At 43.4% G+C, this 18,212-nt stretch carries 15 protein-coding genes; 9 read left to right on the top strand and 6 right to left on the bottom strand.

Going from position 1 to position 18,212, the window contains the following annotated elements; genetic code table 11:
• The 3 genes from IAG46_RS17245 to IAG46_RS17235 form a co-directional block, all read right to left on the bottom strand.
• Nucleotides 1-3,197 (bottom strand): hypothetical protein (locus tag IAG46_RS17245; protein WP_223826748.1); only part of this gene is annotated, 3,197 nt, incomplete at its 3' end.
• Between the two features lie 165 nt (nt 3,198-3,362).
• Entirely contained in the window at nt 3,363-4,529 is a 1,167-nt protein-coding gene (locus IAG46_RS17240) for a gliding motility-associated C-terminal domain-containing protein (protein WP_190811631.1), read from the bottom strand.
• Between the two features lie 3 nt (nt 4,530-4,532).
• A complete protein-coding gene (locus IAG46_RS17235; protein ID WP_190811630.1) occupies nt 4,533-7,202 on the bottom strand; it encodes a hypothetical protein in 2,670 nt (889 codons plus the stop codon).
• A 216-nt stretch (nt 7,203-7,418) separates the two neighbouring features.
• Here IAG46_RS17235 and IAG46_RS17230 point away from each other — a divergent pair, with 216 nt between their 5' ends.
• The 6 genes from IAG46_RS17230 (at nt 7,419) to IAG46_RS17205 (ending at nt 12,923) form a co-directional block, all read left to right on the top strand.
• A complete protein-coding gene (locus IAG46_RS17230; protein WP_190811629.1) occupies nt 7,419-8,168 on the top strand; it encodes a carboxypeptidase-like regulatory domain-containing protein in 750 nt (249 codons plus the stop codon).
• Complete coding sequence (locus IAG46_RS17225; protein WP_190811628.1) at nt 8,158-8,955, top strand: carboxypeptidase-like regulatory domain-containing protein; 798 nt, start codon at nt 8,158-8,160, stop codon at nt 8,953-8,955. Before IAG46_RS17230 ends, IAG46_RS17225 begins: the two co-directional genes overlap by 11 nt.
• Nucleotides 8,956-9,116: 161 nt before the next feature.
• Complete coding sequence (locus tag IAG46_RS17220; RefSeq protein WP_223826747.1) at nt 9,117-9,620, top strand: DUF6702 family protein; 504 nt, start codon at nt 9,117-9,119, stop codon at nt 9,618-9,620.
• A gap of 60 nt (nt 9,621-9,680) precedes the next feature.
• Nucleotides 9,681-11,987 (top strand): M1 family metallopeptidase, encoded by a 2,307-nt coding sequence (locus IAG46_RS17215; RefSeq protein WP_190811626.1) that lies wholly within the window; start codon nt 9,681-9,683, stop codon nt 11,985-11,987.
• Between the two features lie 82 nt (nt 11,988-12,069).
• Nucleotides 12,070-12,348 (top strand): twin-arginine translocase TatA/TatE family subunit, encoded by a 279-nt coding sequence (locus tag IAG46_RS17210; protein WP_190811625.1) that lies wholly within the window; start codon nt 12,070-12,072, stop codon nt 12,346-12,348.
• 2 nt (nt 12,349-12,350) lie between these two features.
• The gene (locus tag IAG46_RS17205) at nt 12,351-12,923 is read left to right on the top strand and encodes a phosphatase PAP2 family protein (protein WP_190811624.1); all 573 of its coding nucleotides are present in this window, start codon (nt 12,351-12,353) and stop codon (nt 12,921-12,923) included.
• Here the strand turns inward: IAG46_RS17205 and IAG46_RS17200 are convergent.
• A complete protein-coding gene (locus IAG46_RS17200) occupies nt 12,889-13,530 on the bottom strand; it encodes an O-methyltransferase (RefSeq protein WP_190811623.1) in 642 nt (213 codons plus the stop codon). The two genes, IAG46_RS17205 and IAG46_RS17200, sit on opposite strands and share 35 nt — an antisense overlap.
• 65 nt (nt 13,531-13,595) lie before the next feature.
• Here IAG46_RS17200 and IAG46_RS17195 point away from each other — a divergent pair, with 65 nt between their 5' ends.
• The gene (locus IAG46_RS17195) at nt 13,596-14,060 is read left to right on the top strand and encodes a GNAT family N-acetyltransferase (protein WP_190811622.1); all 465 of its coding nucleotides are present in this window, start codon (nt 13,596-13,598) and stop codon (nt 14,058-14,060) included.
• A gap of 52 nt (nt 14,061-14,112) precedes the next feature.
• Nucleotides 14,113-15,381, top strand: coding sequence for a kynureninase (gene kynU, locus IAG46_RS17190; RefSeq protein ID WP_190811621.1), 1,269 nt, complete (start codon nt 14,113-14,115; stop codon nt 15,379-15,381).
• Here kynU and IAG46_RS17185 read toward each other — a convergent pair.
• Nucleotides 15,370-16,236 carry an AraC family transcriptional regulator gene (locus tag IAG46_RS17185; protein WP_190811620.1) on the bottom strand — a complete coding sequence of 289 codons (867 nt, stop codon included), beginning with the start codon at nt 16,234-16,236 and terminating at the stop codon, nt 15,370-15,372. The genes kynU and IAG46_RS17185 overlap by 12 nt on opposite strands.
• A 129-nt stretch (nt 16,237-16,365) precedes the next feature.
• On the opposite strand from IAG46_RS17185, the gene IAG46_RS17180 reads away from it, so the two are divergent.
• Nucleotides 16,366-17,514: an MFS transporter gene (locus IAG46_RS17180; protein WP_190811619.1), complete on the top strand. Its 1,149-nt coding sequence runs from the start codon at nt 16,366-16,368 to the stop codon at nt 17,512-17,514.
• Nucleotides 17,515-17,523: 9 nt separating this feature from the next.
• On the opposite strand, the gene IAG46_RS17175 is transcribed toward IAG46_RS17180, so the two are convergent.
• Nucleotides 17,524-18,198 (bottom strand): hypothetical protein, encoded by a 675-nt coding sequence (locus IAG46_RS17175; RefSeq protein WP_190811618.1) that lies wholly within the window; start codon nt 18,196-18,198, stop codon nt 17,524-17,526.
• Nucleotides 18,199-18,212: the final 14 nt, after the last annotated feature.

The following is an 18,212-nucleotide window of genomic DNA, read 5'->3' as shown; positions in this document are numbered from 1 at the left end:
ACTGCGCCATCAGCCCCGTCAGCGCCATCTGTTCCGTTTGTTCCATCAGCACCCGCTGGTCCCTGTGGTCCGGTTGCACCGTCGGTCCCGTTTGTCCCGTCGATACCGTCTGTTCCATCGTTACCCGTTGGCCCTTGTGGCCCAGCCGGCCCTGTCAATCCTATTGGCCCTTGAGGCCCGACTGCCCCGTCAGCGCCATCTGCACCGGCAGGTCCCTGTATTCCTTGTGGCCCCGCCGGTCCTATTGCTCCGTCAGCGCCATCTGTTCCGTTTGTTCCGTCCGCACCCGCCGGTCCCTGAGGTCCTGTTGCTCCATCAGCACCCGCTGGTCCCTGAGGTCCAGTCAATCCTATCGGCCCCTGAGGTCCGGTTGCCCCGTCAGCGCCATCTGCACCGGCAGGTCCCTGTATTCCTTGTGGCCCCGCCGGTCCTATTGCTCCGTCAGCGCCATCAGCACCCGCTGGTCCCTGTGGTCCGACTGCTCCGTCAGCGCCATCTGCACCTGCGGGCCCTGTCAATCCTATCGGTCCCTGTGGTCCGGTTGCACCGTCAGCGCCATCTGCACCGGCAGGTCCCTGTATTCCTTGTGGCCCCGCCGGTCCTATTGCTCCGTCAGCGCCATCAGCACCCGCTGGTCCCTGTGGTCCCGTTGCCCCGTCAGCGCCATCTGCACCTGCGGGCCCTGTCAATCCTATTGGCCCTTGAGGCCCGGTTGCCCCGTCAGCGCCATCTACGCCTGCGGGCCCTGTCAATCCTATTGGTCCCTGTGGTCCGGTTGTACCGTCGGCCCCGTTTGTCCCGTCGATACCGTCTGTTCCATCGTTACCCGCTGGCCCTTGTGGCCCAGCCGGTCCTGTCAATCCTATCGGTCCCTGTGGTCCGGTTGCTCCGTCAGCGCCATCCGCTCCGGCAGGTCCCTGTATTCCTTGTGGCCCCGCCGGTCCTATTGCCCCGTCAGCGCCATCTGTTCCGTTTGTTCCGTCCGCACCTGCCGGCCCCTGAGGTCCGACTGCTCCATCTGCACCTGCGGGCCCTGTCAATCCTATTGGTCCCTGTGGTCCTATTGCCCCGTCAGCGCCATCTGTTCCGTTTGTTCCGTCCGCACCTGCTGGTCCCTGTGGTCCCGTTGCCCCGTCAGCTCCGTCAGCACCCGCTGGTCCCTGTGGTCCGACTGCTCCGTCAGCGCCATCTGCGCCTGCGGGCCCTGTCAATCCTATTGGTCCCTGTGGTCCGGTTGCACCGTCGGCCCCGTTTGTCCCGTCGATACCGTCTGTTCCATCGTTACCCGCTGGTCCCTGTGGTCCGACTGCTCCGTCGGCACCATCCGTTCCGTTTGTTCCGTTTGTTCCGTCGGCCCCTGCGGGTCCTATCGGCCCCTGTATTCCTTGTGGTCCCGGGTCGCCCTGTGGTCCCTGTGGTCCAACTGCTCCGTCGGCACCATCGGCACCATCCGTTCCTGCCGGTCCTTGCGGTCCAACTGCTCCGTCAGCACCATCGGCACCATCCGTTCCTGCGGGTCCTATCGGTCCCTGTATTCCTTGTGGTCCCTGTATTCCTTGAGGCCCCTGTGGTCCAACTGCTCCGTCAACTCCATCGGCACCATCCGTTCCTGCCGGTCCTTGCGGTCCAACTGCTCCGTCAGCACCATCGGCACCATCCGTTCCTGCGGGTCCTATCGGTCCCTGTATTCCTTGTGGTCCCGGGTCGCCCTGTGGCCCCTGTGGTCCAGCTGCTCCGTCAACTCCATCGGCACCATCCGTTCCTGCCGGTCCTTGTGGTCCAACTGCTCCGTCAACTCCATCGGCACCATCCGTTCCTGCCGGCCCTTGCGGTCCAGCTGCTCCGTCGGCACCATCGGCACCATCCGTTCCGTTTGTTCCGTCGGCCCCTGCGGGTCCTATCGGTCCCTGTATTCCTTGTGGTCCCGGGTCGCCCTGTGGCCCCTGTGGCCCAACTGCTCCGTCAACTCCATCGGCACCATCCGTTCCTGCCGGTCCTTGCGGTCCGGTTGCCCCGTCGGCACCGTCGGTCCCAGCGGGTCCCGTTAACCCTATTGGCCCCTGTGGTCCAACTGCTCCGTCAACTCCATCGGCACCATCCGTTCCTGCCGGTCCTTGCGGTCCAACTGCTCCGTCGGCCCCAGCGGGTCCCGTTAACCCTATTGGCCCCTGTGGTCCAACTGCTCCGTCAGCACCATCGGCACCATCCGTTCCTGCGGGTCCTATCGGTCCCTGTATTCCTTGTGGTCCCGGGTCGCCCTGTGGCCCCTGTGGTCCAACTGCTCCATCGGCACCATCCGTTCCTGCCGGCCCTTGCGGTCCGGTTGCACCGGCGGGTCCTGTCAATCCTATTGGTCCCTGTGGTCCGGTTGCCCCGTCGGCCCCGTTTGTCCCGTCGATACCGTCTGTTCCATCGGCACCTGCGGGCCCTGTCAATCCTATCGGTCCCTGTGGTCCGGTTGCCCCGTCAGCGCCATCTGTTCCGTTTGTTCCATCAGCACCCGCTGGTCCCTGTGGTCCTATTGCTCCGTCAGCACCATCTGCACCTGCGGGCCCTGTCAATCCTATCGGTCCCTGTGGTCCGACTGCTCCGTCAGCGCCATCCGCTCCGGCAGGTCCCTGTATTCCTTGTGGCCCCGCCGGTCCTATTGCCCCGTCAGCGCCATCAGCACCTGTCGGTCCCTGAGGTCCGGTTGCTCCGTCCGCGCCATCTGTTCCGTTTGTTCCATCAGCACCTGCCGGTCCCTGAGGTCCGGTTGCTCCGTCCGCGCCATCTGTTCCGTTTGTTCCATCAGCACCTGCCGGTCCCTGTGGTCCTTGTTGCCCTGCGGGTCCAGTTAGATTTGATGAGGTAAAAACTGTTCCGTTGTCGTAATTGATAGTGAATGTACCATCTCCGTTATCCACAAAACTGAAGCCAGCTTGATTGGATGAATTACAGAGGTTTATCCATTGTGCTCCGTTGTAGTAATGCACACAGGATGTTTCAATATTGTATACCAAAGCACCATTTAAAGGATCAATGCTTTGCATTTGTGCGGATGTCAATCGCGTTAAAACAAGTGCTTTATTTGAACTTTCTAATTCGACTATTGAAGTTGGGTCAATAGAATTAGGGTTAGCTCCAATCTTGACCTGGGAGAATAGAAAAATGGGGCTAAGAAGTATAAAAAGGTAAAAAAGTGACTTCAATTTCATTACGACCTAGTTTTGATAGCTTGTTAAAAGTACCAGAGAGGTCGATGAAGTACCAGATTATGTTGTGTAGTTGCTTGTTAGTGTTGCAAAAAACAACAATTGGTACGCTAAGATATTATATTTTAGTTAATTAGAATAAAATAAAGAAAGTATATTCCTACAAAATTATCTATCGAGAAACAAAAAGCCTTGGTATTCAAGTTCCAGGTCATCAAGGGTAACCAAGTAGAAATAAACACCTTTTGGGAGTCCAATATCTTGACTTAAAATGAAATTTCCGGTATTGGATTCTCCACCAAATTCATCTATATAATTGATTTTTTCGTACACTTTTTGCCCAAATCGATTGAATAATCTTAAACTGTTGTTCGGGGATTCTGACATGCCATCGATAACCAGGAAATCATTGACGCCGTCTCCGTTCGGACTCAAAAAATAGTTTCCCAAAGTGGGATTATTGACTGCGAAGGTATCTGTAGGCAAAGGAATGGTGCCAAACGTAATCGCGGCAAATTCACTCGGCACAAAAGTTTCAGAGGTGACGAAACCTTGAGAAACATCCCCGCTAACAGCACTGTTTCCTATAACAATCCATTGATTGGATGATTTGCTCCAACCTACAACAATTATGGCGTCTATAGTAGTGTTCGGAATGGCTGCCAAATCGCTACGTTGGTTCCAACTAATAGTCACTTTTGCCGGAACATCACTTTGGATTATCCAAAATTCCCTGTCGGTCACCGTGCCTATGTCTCGAACTTTTTGGTCTACGTTAAAACTCTCCAAAATTGAGGAAGGATTGGAAGGGTTTTCAAAAAAATAGGCACAAACAGCCATCGGAGTCACTGCTTCTGAATCCAACATCAAAGGTCGTAATTGGCTTTGGTCGCCCACAGGAAAAGAGAAAAAGTCCCGATTGGTCATTGCGGCAAAGCCCGATACTTTGGAGTCGTCATTTTCGCCAGTAAAGAAACCGGTATCCATAAAGTTCAGGTTGATGGCTTGGTTGTTTTGCGGTGTAAGCACATTGCCATCTATAAAGTTGGTATTGTTAAGCACATTTACAGAAGTCTGTAAAAATATGTTGCTAGGGACCATAAACTCCACATCATTAAACGATGGAGCAATGTTTCCCAAAACCTGAATCACATTGTTGCCATAAAATCCAGCCAAGCCTTGGTTTTGGTCAAAAGCAGAATCGTTGATCAGATCGGTATGAAAACCAATATTACCATTGGTGTGGATACGGATGTTGCCGCTATTGTATAGGGCGGTTTGGGCGTTTACAACAATACCCAAGAATAAAATTGGTATGTAAAGAAGTTTTTTCAAAGCTTAAAAATCAGTAACTGTGAAATACCATTCAGCATCTATAGCCGTGCCAATTGTATCGCTTATTTGAACAGTGAAATTGTTGTTTGCTTGGGTTACTACTTCAATAGTTGCATTTGCACCCGCATTTAGCAATGTAAGCTGAATTACGTAATTAACGGAAGATGCGTTAGATGCAAAATTCACTTGATAATTGCCTGTTCCTAATGGTGTTATAGAAGTTACACCATTAGAATTTGTGAGTGTTGAGCTATTTGCTTTACCTATAGCATGATATGGACTTTGCCAAACAGTTGAGCCCCCAATAGTCGTCAATACTTGTCCGTTAGTTGGCGATGGTTCAATTTTTGCCGGGGTAACATTATTGTCTGCAACTTTTGCTGTTGTGACCGCATCGTTTGCAATAACAGTAGCGTTGGTAGGTCCTGTTACTTCTCCAGCAAGATTATTCACGGAGAATGTTGTTCCGACAAGACTAAGTCCAGCACCGTTTGTATATGTAGTGTTGTCATCAGTATTGTCTGCAAACCCTGCCGGCACTGCAGTAAGGCTTCCCCAAGCACCATCAAAATCATCTGCTGCATTGGTGTCGTACGCACTGAGGTCGATTGTTGTGGGTGTTGGGTCACCTGATAGGGTTATCTGTCCGGCTGTAAAGTCAAGGTCCTGAATCTCATTGGTTGCATTGTTGTCTGCATCGTCCACATCATCCGTGTCATCCGCAAATCCTGCAGGCACCCCTGTAAGGCTCGACCATGCCCCATCGAAGTCGTCCGCAGCATTGGTGTCGTATGCACTTAGATCGATTGTTGTCGGAGTTGGATCACCTGATAGGGTTATCTGTCCAGCTGTAAAGTCAAGGTCCTGAATCTCATTGGTTGCATTATTGTCCGCATCGTCCACATCATCTATGTCATCCGCAAACCCTGCAGGTATTCCGGTAAGGCTTCCCCAAGTTCCATCAAAATCATCTGCTGCATTGGTGTCGTATGCGCTTAGGTCAATTGTTGTCGGAGTTGGATCACCTGATAGGGTTATCTGTCCAGCTGTAAAGTCAAGGTCCTGAATCTCATTGGTTGCATTATTGTCCGCATCGTCCACATCATCTATGTCATCCGCAAACCCTGCAGGTATTCCGGTAAGGCTTCCCCAAGTTCCATCAAAATCATCTGCTGCATTGGTGTCGTACGCACTTAGATCTATTGTGGTGGGTGTTGGATCACCGGAAAGGGTTATCTGTCCAGCGGTAAAGTCAAGGTCTTGGATCTCGTTATTTGGATCAGGATCTGCATCCGCTGCACTACCCGCTGCAAGCACTTCCAATGCTCCTTGCACATCGGTTTCCCCAAGATTAGCAGTAGTATCATCGAAAGAAACTCCTGCGGCATCCTGTATCTCATTTGTAGGGTCGAAATCCGCATCATTTACATTTAAAGTAATATTACTTCCACTATTTATTGAGATGTCTCCAGCAGAACCGTCTGTACTAATATCTTGAATTTCATTTGTGTTATCTATATCCAAATCTGCCGTAATATGATTGGCCAAATCCGTTGTATTGGTCCCTATGTTTGTTACATTGGTTGCGATATTGGTCTGATTTGTTCCAATATTTGTGGTATTTGTGGTAATAGCGGTTTGTAGTGCGGAATCATCATAAAAAGCACCACCATCTGTTCCACTTGCAGTAATAGAATTGCCAGCATCGGTACTTACAATGGTCTGTGTAGAAGCTGTGATCTCGGTATCCACATAATTCTTAGTTGCAGCATCTTGAGGAAGAACCGGGTCTAGAACATTACTGATTACATTATTTCCTAGATCTAAATTGGTGGCAGCAGGTCCAAACCCACTAAGTGGAATATTGGCTTTGTCCAACTTGACGTTGGTAACGGCCAAGTTCGCTATATCATCTGTATTAACACTGCCATCCTGAATTTTGTCCGTAGTTACTGCATCTGGTGCCAATTCAGTATTGCTTATGCCACCATCGCTTACATCAAGTGTAAAAGGGTCTACATCTGTTCCTGCTCCGGAACGCTCCAAAGATCCTCCAATAGTGGCATCCAAAACCTCATTACCAATTTCTCCATCTACTTCGGTGACCACCAGACCGGTTTCATCTACCAAAATCCATTCGTTGCCGTTCCATTGAAGCACTTCACCAGTATTTTCTCCATCAGCAAGTTTGTCAAATGTGATGGTTGCGTCTTGTAATAATCCTCCAGTTATAGAGCTAGGTTGAATATGAACATCTCCATTTATAGAGGTGGGTACAATGTTGTCGCCGGTAATAAGATTTACCTCAAAATTGTAATTATCGTCTACCTGAGTTACAACAACTGTACTGTCTCTGGAAAATTGATTAAAAACAGCATCAGTGCTCACGGTGAATGAGTTGTCCAAAGCTTCACAAATGTTTATCCAATCCGTACCATTGTAGTAGTGGACGCATTGTTGATCTGTATTATACACCAAGGCACCACGTAGAGGGGTAATGGTATTCATTTGAGTATCGGTTACTCTGGTAATAACGAGTACCCTGGAAGTGCTTTCCAACTCAAGAACCGAAGAGGGATCTAATGTTTGTGGATTATCACCAATTTTTATCTGTCCCTTAAGGGAGCTGATCATAAGTAGGCCAATGATCAAATGTACAATTCGCGTTTTCACAGTGTTTGTTATTTGAGGATTTCCAAACGTAAACCGCAAAACTATCGATATGTTTGGATTATTCTAATTATTACCGTCAAAATACCCTAGTTCAAAGGTGAACGGGATAGAGGTTACTTGAGTAATTCGGATAGAATTAACAAAAGTTTAGAACCGCAATATTTTTTTATGTGGGCTTCAAGGGTTTTCTTTAACTTCAGCTAAATACATTCAGTTATGAAAAACCTCATGTTGCTATTAGTTTTTATAGGGTTCGCAACGGTGGCCTTTGCCCAAGAAAGCAGACAGGCACTTCGGGGAAAGGTACTTTATAGAGGTTCAAATGTGCCCAATGAGAACGTTATCAATGCAACAGCGGAAACGGCCACGATCACCAATGAAGACGGCGAGTTTTTGATTATGGTAGCAGAAGGGGATCAATTGGTTTTTACAGCGGTGAATTATCAACTTGAAGTGGTAACAGTCACGCAGGAAATATTACGCAATAACAGGTTGGTTGTAGAGGTGACCGAGAAAGTTACAGAACTTGATGAAGTTGTCGTGACCCCAGAAAACCAAGACAAGTTTTTGGAGATGCAAAATGAGGATTTTAAGGGGTTTGAATATGAGATTGACCGAGGTACTGAGGTAGAAAATATTGCAATGTCCAGGGCCGAACGTGGAATGCGTGATGGACTCAATATAGCCAACGTTTTTAAACTTCTTTACAAGTCCTTGGCCAAGAAAAAAAGCGATGAAGGAGAGGCAAATCCTCTGAAGGTTAGTGAAGTGCTCAGGCAAGTTTATGATGATGAGTTTTTTGTAGTTGACCTTAAACTTCCTCAGGATAATATCGATGCTTTTTTACTGTATTGCGATGATAAGGTGCCATCAAAAACCCTGCTGAAAAAGGAAAATGAGTTTCAGCTAATCGATTTTTTGGTTACCCATAGCAAAACGTATTTGACTGAGTTAAATGAGGAATAAATTACTTTTCCTAGTATTATGTTTGCTAAGCTTTTCTGTATTTGCACAGCAAAGAGCCACTAAAGAGCTCAAGGGAAGGGTCTATAGCCCACAAAAAGATGTAGTTGGGGTGGTGGTTCAAAATATCACTTCGACCAGAGCTGTTATTACTGATATAGATGGAAACTTTTCAATTCCTGTTAAACTCAATGATACCTTGGTTTTTTCAGCTGTGCAGTTCAAAAGAAAAATATTGACGGTTAACGAGGTGCTTTTGAATACCAGTTTTATTTCAGTTCCCCTGGAAGAATTTGTGAACGAATTGGATGAAGTTGTAGTAAAACCCTATAATTTATCGGGAGACCTCGACCAAGATCTAGATGGTTTACAGCTAGAAAAAGATGTAAGTGCAGAAGCTCTAGGTTTACCTAATGCAGATGCTAAAATCCCAACACAAAGTGAACGTAAGTTACAAGAAGCATCTAAAGGAATGTATTCATTAAAAAGGCCACTTGCTGTTGGGTTGACCCCAATTGTAAATGCCATTACTGGCAGAACCAAAATGCTGAAAAACAGGGTAAAAGTGGATAAAACGTATTCGAGAACTCAACGTGTTCAACACTTTTACATCGATTCACTTTTCGTGACCACATTGAAAATCCCTGTTGAGAAAATAGATGACTTCATGTATTTCTGCGAGGTGGATGAGGGATTTCAAAATATAGTCGACTCAAAGGACAAACTTAAGGTTTGGGATTTTATGGTGGTTAAGAGCAGGGCATACAGAAAAAATAACAACATCGATTGAAATAATTTGGCATACCCCTTGCTAATTTTAGATGGGTGGGAAATTTGTCACACCGAGCATGTCAAAGTGTGGCTGAAAGAGCAGTCGAGATATCAATTTTAACATTTAAAACGTAACATAAATTGAATAACAGGGTCTATTACCATATAATGAACTTGAAAATGGGCAAGAAAGTAGCTATTTTACTTTTGGCAGTACTTTCACTTTCCTTTACAGCATCACATAAATTCTATGTGAGTGTCACCAATATGGTATATTCCGAGAAAGATTCAGCATTTCAAATTACAAGCCGCATTTTTATTGATGATCTTGAGCAAGTGCTGGAAGAACGTTATGGCGTCATTGCCAAGCTTACCGCGGAAGAGGAGTCCAAAGTTGCCGATGAGTATATCAAAAAATATTTTAAGACCAAATTTGCTATTGAACTAGACAATGAAAATGTCGACTACACTTTTTTAGGTAAACGCTACGATAATGATGTTGTCATTTGCTATTTGGAGCTGACCAATGTGAACCTGGCAGATGTAAAGACCATAACCGTTAAAAATGAAATATTGACCGACCTGTTCGAAGAACAACAGAATCTAGTGCATGTCAAATGGAAAGGGAACAAGAAGAGTTTTGTTCTTATCCGAGAGAATAATAAAGGAATGTTAAACTTATAACGTATCCTTAACAATTGGTTAAAAAAAACTTATTTTTCACCGTTTAAAATCAAAAATAAAATGTTCAAAATCAAGTATTGTTTTGCTTCTATGCTGTTCCTTTTTGGTGCTCTGGCCGTAGCTCAGGAAGAAGGCGAAGAAAAAAAGGAGCCTGGCCATTATAATCAAAGCAAGTTCAAACAATTGTATGAGGAGTTCGCTACCCCAAATACTTATCGTTCCGCTTCAGGGGCGCCTGGTCCGGATTACTATCAGCAGCGAGCGGATTATAAAATGAATATTGAGCTGGATGACAAGAATGCCAAGATCAATGGTGAGGAGACCATCACCTATTTCAATAATTCACCAGACGATTTGGAATTTCTTTGGGTACAACTAGATCAGAATGTACGTACAAAAGACTCAAAATCACCCTTGCGAAATGGCAATGGTGTAAACTTTGCATATACGGCGGGTAATTTTGCCAACACCTATATCAATGAGCCTTTTGACGGAGGTTTCAATATTGAATTTGTGAAGGACGCAAACGGAAGACCTTTGTCCTATACCATCAATCAAACCATGATGAGGATAAATATTGCAAAACCTTTGAAAAGTGGAGAGCAGATTTCATTTTCTATCAAATGGTGGTACAACATAAATGATCATGTTAATGGTAGAGGTCGTTCAGGCTATGAATATTTCCCTAAAGATGGCAACCGTGCCTATGTAATTGCCCAGTTCTTTCCAAGAATGGCGGTTTATAGTGATGTGGAAGGATGGCAAAACCATCAATTCTGGGGAAGTGGAGAATTTGCACTTCCATTCGGTAATTATGACGTAAGCATAACAGTTCCTGCTGATCATATTTTGGATGCGACCGGAGAACTTCAAAATAGAGACGACGTTTTTTCAAAAGAAATGATGAAGCGTTACAAGCAGGCTAAAAAATCTTATGATAAGCCTGTGATTATTGTAACACAGGAGGAAGCTGCTGCTGCCGAGAAAGGTTTTTCCGAGAAGAAGAAAACTTGGAAATTTAAGGCAACCAATGTTCGTGATTATGGTTTCGCTACATCCAGAAAATTTATTTGGGATATGCAGGCTGTTAAAATTGGTGGTAAGGATGTAATGGCTGTTTCCATGTATCCTAAAGAAGGTAACCCGCTTTGGGAAGAACAATCTACAAAAGCAGTTGTTCAGACCTTGAGGACCTATTCAAAACACACATTTGATTATCCTTATCACAAAGCAATTTCAGTTCATGCCAAAAATCAAGGCATGGAGTATCCTATGATTTGCTGGAATTACGGTCGACCAAATGAAGACGGCACCTATTCTGATAGAACCAAATATGGTATGATCAGTGTGATCATTCACGAAGTGGGACACAACTTCTTCCCAATGATCGTCAATTCAGATGAGCGTCAATGGGGTTGGATGGATGAAGGTCTTGATACTTTTATGCAATATTTAACGGAGCAAGAGTTTGGAAAAAACTATCCAACTGTAATTGCACCGAACGACAAATATCCGTCACGAAGAGGAGAAGCTGCTAAAATAGTACCGTACATGGCAGGAGACCAAAGCTTTATTTCTCCAATCATGTCTAATCCAGAGAATGTATACCAACTTGGCCCAAATGCCTATGGCAAGCCCGCCACCGCCCTGAATATTCTTAGAGAAACTGTGATGGGTGAGGAGTTATTTGACCACGCTTTTAAAACGTACGCACAACGTTGGAAATTTAAGCATCCAACCCCTGAAGATTTCTTCCGTACCATGGAAGATGCATCTGCGGTTGATTTGGATTGGTATTGGAGAGGTTGGTTCTATACTACTGACTATGTTGATATAGGAGTAAAAGGAGTTAAAAAATACTACGTGTCCAATAAGCCCACAAAAGAAATGGAAAAGTATATGGCCGATAGGAATCTTACAGAGGCCGATTTACCACCATTAGTGTATTTGGCTGAAGAGGATAGCGAAGATTATGACCCCGCTCTAAAAGGAAAGTCTCCAATTGAAACTTCTACAAACTTGAAAGAGTTTATGATGGATAACATGACCGAAGCGGAGAGGGCACAGGTCAAAGAGCCAAAGTATTTCTATGAAGTAACTTTTGACAAGCCAGGAGGTATACCAATGCCTTTGATCGTTGAATATACCTATGCAGATGGTAGCAAGGAAAACGTTACTTATCCCGCCGAAATATGGAGAAAGAACGATACCGAGGTAAAAAGAGTGCTTTCATCACAGAAAGAACTTGTGGGCATCGTAGTGGATCCTAAGTTGGAAACTGCCGATATCGATACCACCAATAATGCTTGGCCAATGAAGGAAGAGAAATCAGATTTTGATAAGTTTAAAGAAAATATCAAAGGATAATTGTTTAAAATAAGAGTTAAAAGCCCTGTGATTTCACAGGGCTTTTTTTATTTTCCAACCAACTTCTCATTATATTTGTTCTATGCATTTTCTATTTATAAGCGGCGCCGAGATTTTCTTTATCCTCTTTATAGTGGTTATGGTGTTTGGTGCCGATAAAATTCCCGGCATAGCAAAAGGACTTGGTAAGGGTATGCGCCAACTAAGGGATGCCACGGATGACATTAAGCGTGAAATCCAAAAAAGTGCAGAAAAACAGGGTATCGACACCGACTTCACCAAAGATATCCGCAAAGAACTCAACGAAGTAAAAAAGAATGTGGATGAAGTTACCGGTGCTGTTAAAAGGAGTACCAAGTAACCATGTACAAAAAACTCCTTCAATGGGATAAAGATGTTTTTGTTTATCTCAACTCCCTTGGGACTGACAAATACGACAACTTCTGGGTCACTGTTACAGAAATTAATAGTTGGATTCCCCTTTTTCTACTGTTTCTGCTATTATTTGTGATTAAATTTCCTTTGAAAAAAGCTTTTTTTCAGGTAGCCTTGGTTTCTTTGCTAGCATGGTTTATAACCTTTTTGACCCATACCGTAAAAATTTGGGTAGAAAGACCAAGACCCTGTAATGATGAAACCATAAATTCGTTTATTCGGATACTTAAGACTCCTGTTGACTTTAGTTTCTTTTCAGGTCATGCGTCAAGCTCGTTCGCAATTACACTATTGGTCTATTTGTTACTTCGGGAAAAGGCGAGATGGACTTGGATTTTCTTTGTTTGGCCTTTGTTGTTTTCTTATAGCCGAATATATGTAGGAGTCCATTTTCCTCTGGATATTTTAACTGGCGCTATAATTGGGACCCTCTCCGCATTCCTCTTCTATGCGATTTATATGAAATTTAACGCACCCGACTCAAGGTCAAACCATCCCTAATAGGTAAAATAACAGTTTCCACCCGAGAGTCGTTTTTTAATTTTTTGTTGTATTCCACAAGTGAAGCAGTAGCCTTATCCGATTGGGCAACAGGTTCAACAACCTTGCCGGACCAAAGCACATTATCCGAAAGAATTATACTCCCGGTTTTTGTTTTTTCCATTGCTGCCTCAAAATAGGCATCATAATTTACCTTTTGCGCATCAATAAAAACAAGGTCAAAACAAATATCCAATGAAGGTATTATTTCCACAGCGTCACCGGTGTGTTGAATAATTTGATTTCCATAACCACTTTTATCAAAATACTTTCGTTGCATTTGGTGCAGTTCCTCGTTAATTTCAATGGTATGGAGTTCACCTTCCTTTTGCAGACCTTCTGCCAAGCAGATGGCAGAATACCCGGTATAAGTGCCTATTTCCAAAATGTTTTTGGGATTTAACAGCTTGGCTAACAAGCTCAACACCCTTCCTTGAAAATGCCCGGTGATCATTCTGGGCTGAACAACCCTTAAATGTGTCTCTCGGGTAAGTGCTGTCAACAAGGGTGGTTCTGCCTCCGAATTTTCAACAATATAATTTTCCAATAAAGGAGATAGGAAATGCATGTATAAATTTTCGTAAAAATATAGAAAAGAACTACATTGGAATTCAATTTGATTAATGATTCAATATGTCGTTAAGCGATTTTACTTTAAGAGAAGCAATACATGATGACTTACCCGTTCTACTTCACTTTGAACAAGAACTGATTAGGGCGGAAAGACCTTTCGATATCACTATTAGGGAAGACCCTGTTAGTTATTATGATATCGAGAAAATGATTCCAGATGATAATTCCTGTGTAGTTGTTGTAGAGCATGATGGAAATATTGTGGCGTCAGGTTATGCACAATCACGAAGAGCGAGGCATTATCTGGATCACGAACACTATTCGTATTTGGGCTTTATGTTCACCCTACCTGAATTTAGGGGTAAGGGATTAAATGCTAGAATCATGGATGCATTAAAAGAATGGTCATTTACAAAAGGACTTAAAGAAATGCGCCTCACCGTATACGACGGGAACGATCCAGCGATAAAAGCGTATGAAAAAGTGGGCTTTAAAAAGCATATTATTGAAATGCGACTGGAATAATTAAACCGTAAAGAGTAGTTTTAACAACAATCATTAGAAACCATTGCTACATATGACATTTCAAAATTCATTGGAATTTGCACAACGGTTAGACACCCAAGATTCGCTGGCTAAATACCGAAATGAATTTCACTTTCCAAAAGTAAATGGGAAAGAGGTTATCTATTTTACCGGTAACTCATTGGGGTTACAACCAAAGCGTACCCAAAAGTTTGTCGATGACGTAATGAAAGATTGGCGCGAACTAGCCGTGGAAGGGCATTTTTATGCCGAGAAACCTTGGTGGGACTATCACGAGCAGCTTGCAAAAGGACTGTCCAAAGTTGTCGGGGCAAAACCAGAGGAGATTTCGGTGATGAATACCCTGACGGTGAATCTTCATTTATTGATGGTATCGTTTTATAGGCCCACCAAAAAAAGGTTCAAAATTTTATGTGAGGAAAAAGCCTTTCCTTCTGATCAGTATATGCTGCAAAGCCAAGTTAGATTTCATGGGTTTGATCCAAAAGAAGCCATTGTTGAGGTAAAAAAACGCGATGGAGAACATTTTTGGAGAAAGGAAGATATCTTATTAAAAATTGATGAAGTAGGGGACGAACTGGCCTTAGTGTTAATAGGAGGGGTGAACTATTACAATGGACAGGTGTTTGATATGCAGACCATAACCAGGGCGGGAAAATCTGCTGGTGCTTTTGTGGGTTGGGATTTGGCCCATGCAGCTGGCAATGTGGCACTCAAACTTCATGAATGGGATGTCGACTTCGCGGCATGGTGCAGCTATAAATATATGAACAGTGGACCCGGTAATGCTTCGGGTATTTTTGTTCATGAAAAACATCTCGGTAAAAAAGACCTTCCTCGGTTCGAGGGTTGGTGGGGAACCAAAAAAGAAACCCGATTTTTAATGCAGCCGGAGTTTGACCCCATTGAAACGGCAGATGCATGGCAGTTGAGCAATCCTCCCATACTTTCAATAGCACCCTATTTGGCTTCGCTGGAATTGTTTGATGAGGTGGGAATGGAAGCTTTGATCACAAAACAAAAAAAAATTGTAGCCTATCTTGAATTTGTACTTCACGAGATAGATCAAGAAGTGACCAGTTCTTTTGAAATAATAACTCCTGAGGAGCGTGGATGTCAACTATCGGTATTTCTACATGGAGAGGGCAAGGCCTTATTCGATTATTTAATGAAAAATGGGGTAATTACAGATTGGCGCGAACCAAATGTAATTCGGTTGGCCCCAGCGCCCTTTTATTGCTCTTATACTGACATGTACAACTTTGGTCAGATTCTTAAGCAAGGCATCCTAAACAGATGAAAGCCCATATTTGGACTTCAAATAAGTACTTGGTGTTACACTTTGATATTTTTTAAACTGCTTGGTAAAATAAGAAGGGTCGTTAAAGCCAGAATTATACATGACCTCTGCAATCAAGCTATTACTTTCGTTGAAAGCTTCAACAGCTTTTTCTATGCGATATTCGTTTACAAAGTCAATAAATCTACGGTTGGTCATTTTTTTAAAGAAACGACAAAAAGAATTGGAGGTATAGCCCAATTGCGAAGAAATTTGAGCCACCGAAATGTTTTTTGAATAGTTGTAGTTCACATATTCAAAAATTTCCTCAAGGCGATCAATCTCATTTTTTTTGTACTTGTTTACAGGATAGGAATCAAAAAGACATACATATTTACCATATCTGCTCAAATGATCTAAAATCGTAAGTAGGTTAATCAGCTTTCCTTGATTGTCCAGTGAATCAAACTGCTTAAAATAATTCCATAACGAATCCTTTATGGTTGAGTCGAAGACCATTACCTGCTTGGATTTTTGAATCAGGTCTTTAATGCCAGATAGTTCGGGGAATACCTTTAGCTTTTCCACTAAAAATTCTTTTCTGAATTGGATGACCACCTCTAGGTTATCTTCATGATCCTTATTGCCAAAATCTGCATGTGGAATATTCCCTCCCAAAAAAACCAACGTGCCGTTGGAATAGTTCATTTTTCTAGAACCTATGTTCAGGCATCCATCGCCATTTTTTACAAAAACCAATTCAAATTCGGGATGGATATGCCATCCAGTAGACTTGCAGTAGCTAGAGTTATCGTAGCACTCCACTTTTAGAGAAGAGTCGGTTTGCAGGTTTATGGCTTCTAGAATAGGCTTCATACGGTAAAATTACCCTAATAATGGATAAAATACCAAATAAATGAATAAAATGATTTATTTCTGGAATATTCTATCATATGAACCTTTGTCCGATCCTTAGTTATTTTGTGGGTATCGTAAATTTTAGCAATGAAATCATTACAGCTGATTTTTTCCAATCCTCGATATTTTGCTCCTGCATGGGTTTTTACAAGCCTAAATATTTGGTTTGGTACCTGGGCCATATATATCCCATCCGTTAAGGAAAAACTCAATATTGATAAAGCCGATCTGGGGATTGCCATTTTTTGCCTTTCCCTGGGTGTGTTTGCTATTTTTCCGATGGCTTCCAAAATCATCAATAAACTTGGAGTGGGAAGAGCTACTTGGTACAGTGTTTTGCTGTGCAGTATCACAGCACTTTTCCCTTTGTTGGCGCCAAACTATTATCTCTTGATGATTTCATTGTTTGTTTTTGGTCTCTCTAATGGACTTACGGACATTGCAATGAACACTTTGGTCACTGAAATTGAAAAAGAGGACAAAAAGAATTTTATGTCAGCCGCACATGGATTTTTCAGTCTGGGAGGTGTTATAGTTGGTTTGGGAAGTTTTTTGATTCCGTTTATTGGTAACCCTGCATTACATATGGGAATGACCGTAGTTGTGGTTTTTCTGATAAACCTTTTTTTCTATAAAAAATACCTAAATATCGTTGCTGCACCGGTTGATAAGGAGCAGTTTAGCCTTAAACTTTTGAAACCACTATTGCTACTCGGAATCATTGCATTTGTGACAATGGGGAGTGAGGGCGCGATTATTGATTGGAGCGGTCTTTATCTCAAAGAGATAACTTTAGCACCCGAGACTATGATCGGTTCAGGATTTTTGGCATTTTCAATAACAATGACCTTGGGCCGCTTTTTGGGTGATGGTATCAGCGAAAAAATAGGATCTGTAAAAATTGTTGTCCTCGGAACCGTGGTTGCTGCATTGGGATATGGATTGGTGTTATCTGGAAACACCCTATTGGCTGTTGCCGGGTTTGCACTTAATGGACTTGGGTTTTCAGTGATTATTCCCGAGCTTTTTCGTATTGGCGGAAATGTAAAGGGAGTTGAATCGGCTAAAGGGGTCTCCTTTATAGCCGGTACGGGTTATTTAGGATTTTTGATGGGACCGGTTATTTTAGGATTTGTAGCCGAGGAAGCTTCACTAAAACATAGTTTTTACGTTCTTTTAGGTTGTGTACTTTTAGTATTGTTGGTAACAGTCTCCCTAAAAAGAAGAAAATCGTGAACAATACCTTTAGTTAACTTTCAGGTTGGTAAAATTCAAACTAAAAGAACCTTCAACCATTCTATGATCTCTTCCGAGCTGTAACCCACCCAGTTTAGTATAATTTTCCCATGTGGTCGTCATAGATGGCTCGGATTGGTTGGCCTTTCTAAATACCCATTCACGAACAATAAAATCATCTCCAAAATAGAAATCATAAGCATCACCAGGGGTATATCCACCTTCATTACCATACACAATGGTTAACTTTTGCATTGGTTTTTGACTAATCGGAGCTTTTTCCTCAAGTTGATGTTCAAAGGTATAGTTGTTGGCATCCCAAATCAGGTTGAATGGTGCCAGAACCCAATAGCGATCATTAATAAAGTAACCATTGGCCTTTTTGGCTATGCTATCCATTGAACCTCTGTTATAGTTTATGGTATCCGAACCGATAATAGAGGTCACTTCATTGGTCTTTGGTTTCCAGGACCAGCTGCGTTCCATGTGTAAACTGTCTCTATCCACATTAAAGGTAAAAGTGAATTCATTTACCGATTTCCAATTGTCATACCCATGGGCATAGGCAATCTTTTCAGCAACGCTTTGGGCAGGAGTTTCCTCTTTTTCAATCTGTTTTGGTTTGTTTTTACAACCGGTCAAAACAAGGAAGAGGCACAGCAACGAAATGGGAATTTTCTTCATTTTCAATTTTTTTT

It is taken from the genome of Flagellimonas sp. S3867, assembly GCF_014698935.1.
In the GTDB taxonomy this organism is placed as follows: domain Bacteria; phylum Bacteroidota; class Bacteroidia; order Flavobacteriales; family Flavobacteriaceae; genus Flagellimonas.
This window is presented reverse-complemented; position numbering and strand designations above follow the sequence as displayed.

What these genes read in the sequence shown, in the direction of transcription:
- IAG46_RS17230 (WP_190811629.1), top strand. Translation starts at nt 7,419, where the DNA reads ATGAAAAACCTCATGTTGCTATTAGTTTTTATAGGGTTCGCAACGGTG.
- IAG46_RS17225 (WP_190811628.1), top strand. Translation starts at nt 8,158, where the DNA reads ATGAGGAATAAATTACTTTTCCTAGTATTATGTTTGCTAAGCTTTTCT.
- IAG46_RS17220 (WP_223826747.1), top strand. Translation starts at nt 9,117, where the DNA reads ATGGGCAAGAAAGTAGCTATTTTACTTTTGGCAGTACTTTCACTTTCC.
- IAG46_RS17215 (WP_190811626.1), top strand. Translation starts at nt 9,681, where the DNA reads ATGTTCAAAATCAAGTATTGTTTTGCTTCTATGCTGTTCCTTTTTGGT.
- IAG46_RS17210 (WP_190811625.1), top strand. Translation starts at nt 12,070, where the DNA reads ATGCATTTTCTATTTATAAGCGGCGCCGAGATTTTCTTTATCCTCTTT.
- IAG46_RS17205 (WP_190811624.1), top strand. Translation starts at nt 12,351, where the DNA reads ATGTACAAAAAACTCCTTCAATGGGATAAAGATGTTTTTGTTTATCTC.
- IAG46_RS17200 (WP_190811623.1), bottom strand. Translation starts at nt 13,530, where the DNA reads ATGCATTTCCTATCTCCTTTATTGGAAAATTATATTGTTGAAAATTCG.
- IAG46_RS17195 (WP_190811622.1), top strand. Translation starts at nt 13,596, where the DNA reads ATGTCGTTAAGCGATTTTACTTTAAGAGAAGCAATACATGATGACTTA.
- kynU (WP_190811621.1), top strand. Translation starts at nt 14,113, where the DNA reads ATGACATTTCAAAATTCATTGGAATTTGCACAACGGTTAGACACCCAA.
- IAG46_RS17185 (WP_190811620.1), bottom strand. Translation starts at nt 16,236, where the DNA reads ATGAAGCCTATTCTAGAAGCCATAAACCTGCAAACCGACTCTTCTCTA.
- IAG46_RS17180 (WP_190811619.1), top strand. Translation starts at nt 16,366, where the DNA reads ATGAAATCATTACAGCTGATTTTTTCCAATCCTCGATATTTTGCTCCT.
- IAG46_RS17175 (WP_190811618.1), bottom strand. Translation starts at nt 18,198, where the DNA reads ATGAAGAAAATTCCCATTTCGTTGCTGTGCCTCTTCCTTGTTTTGACC.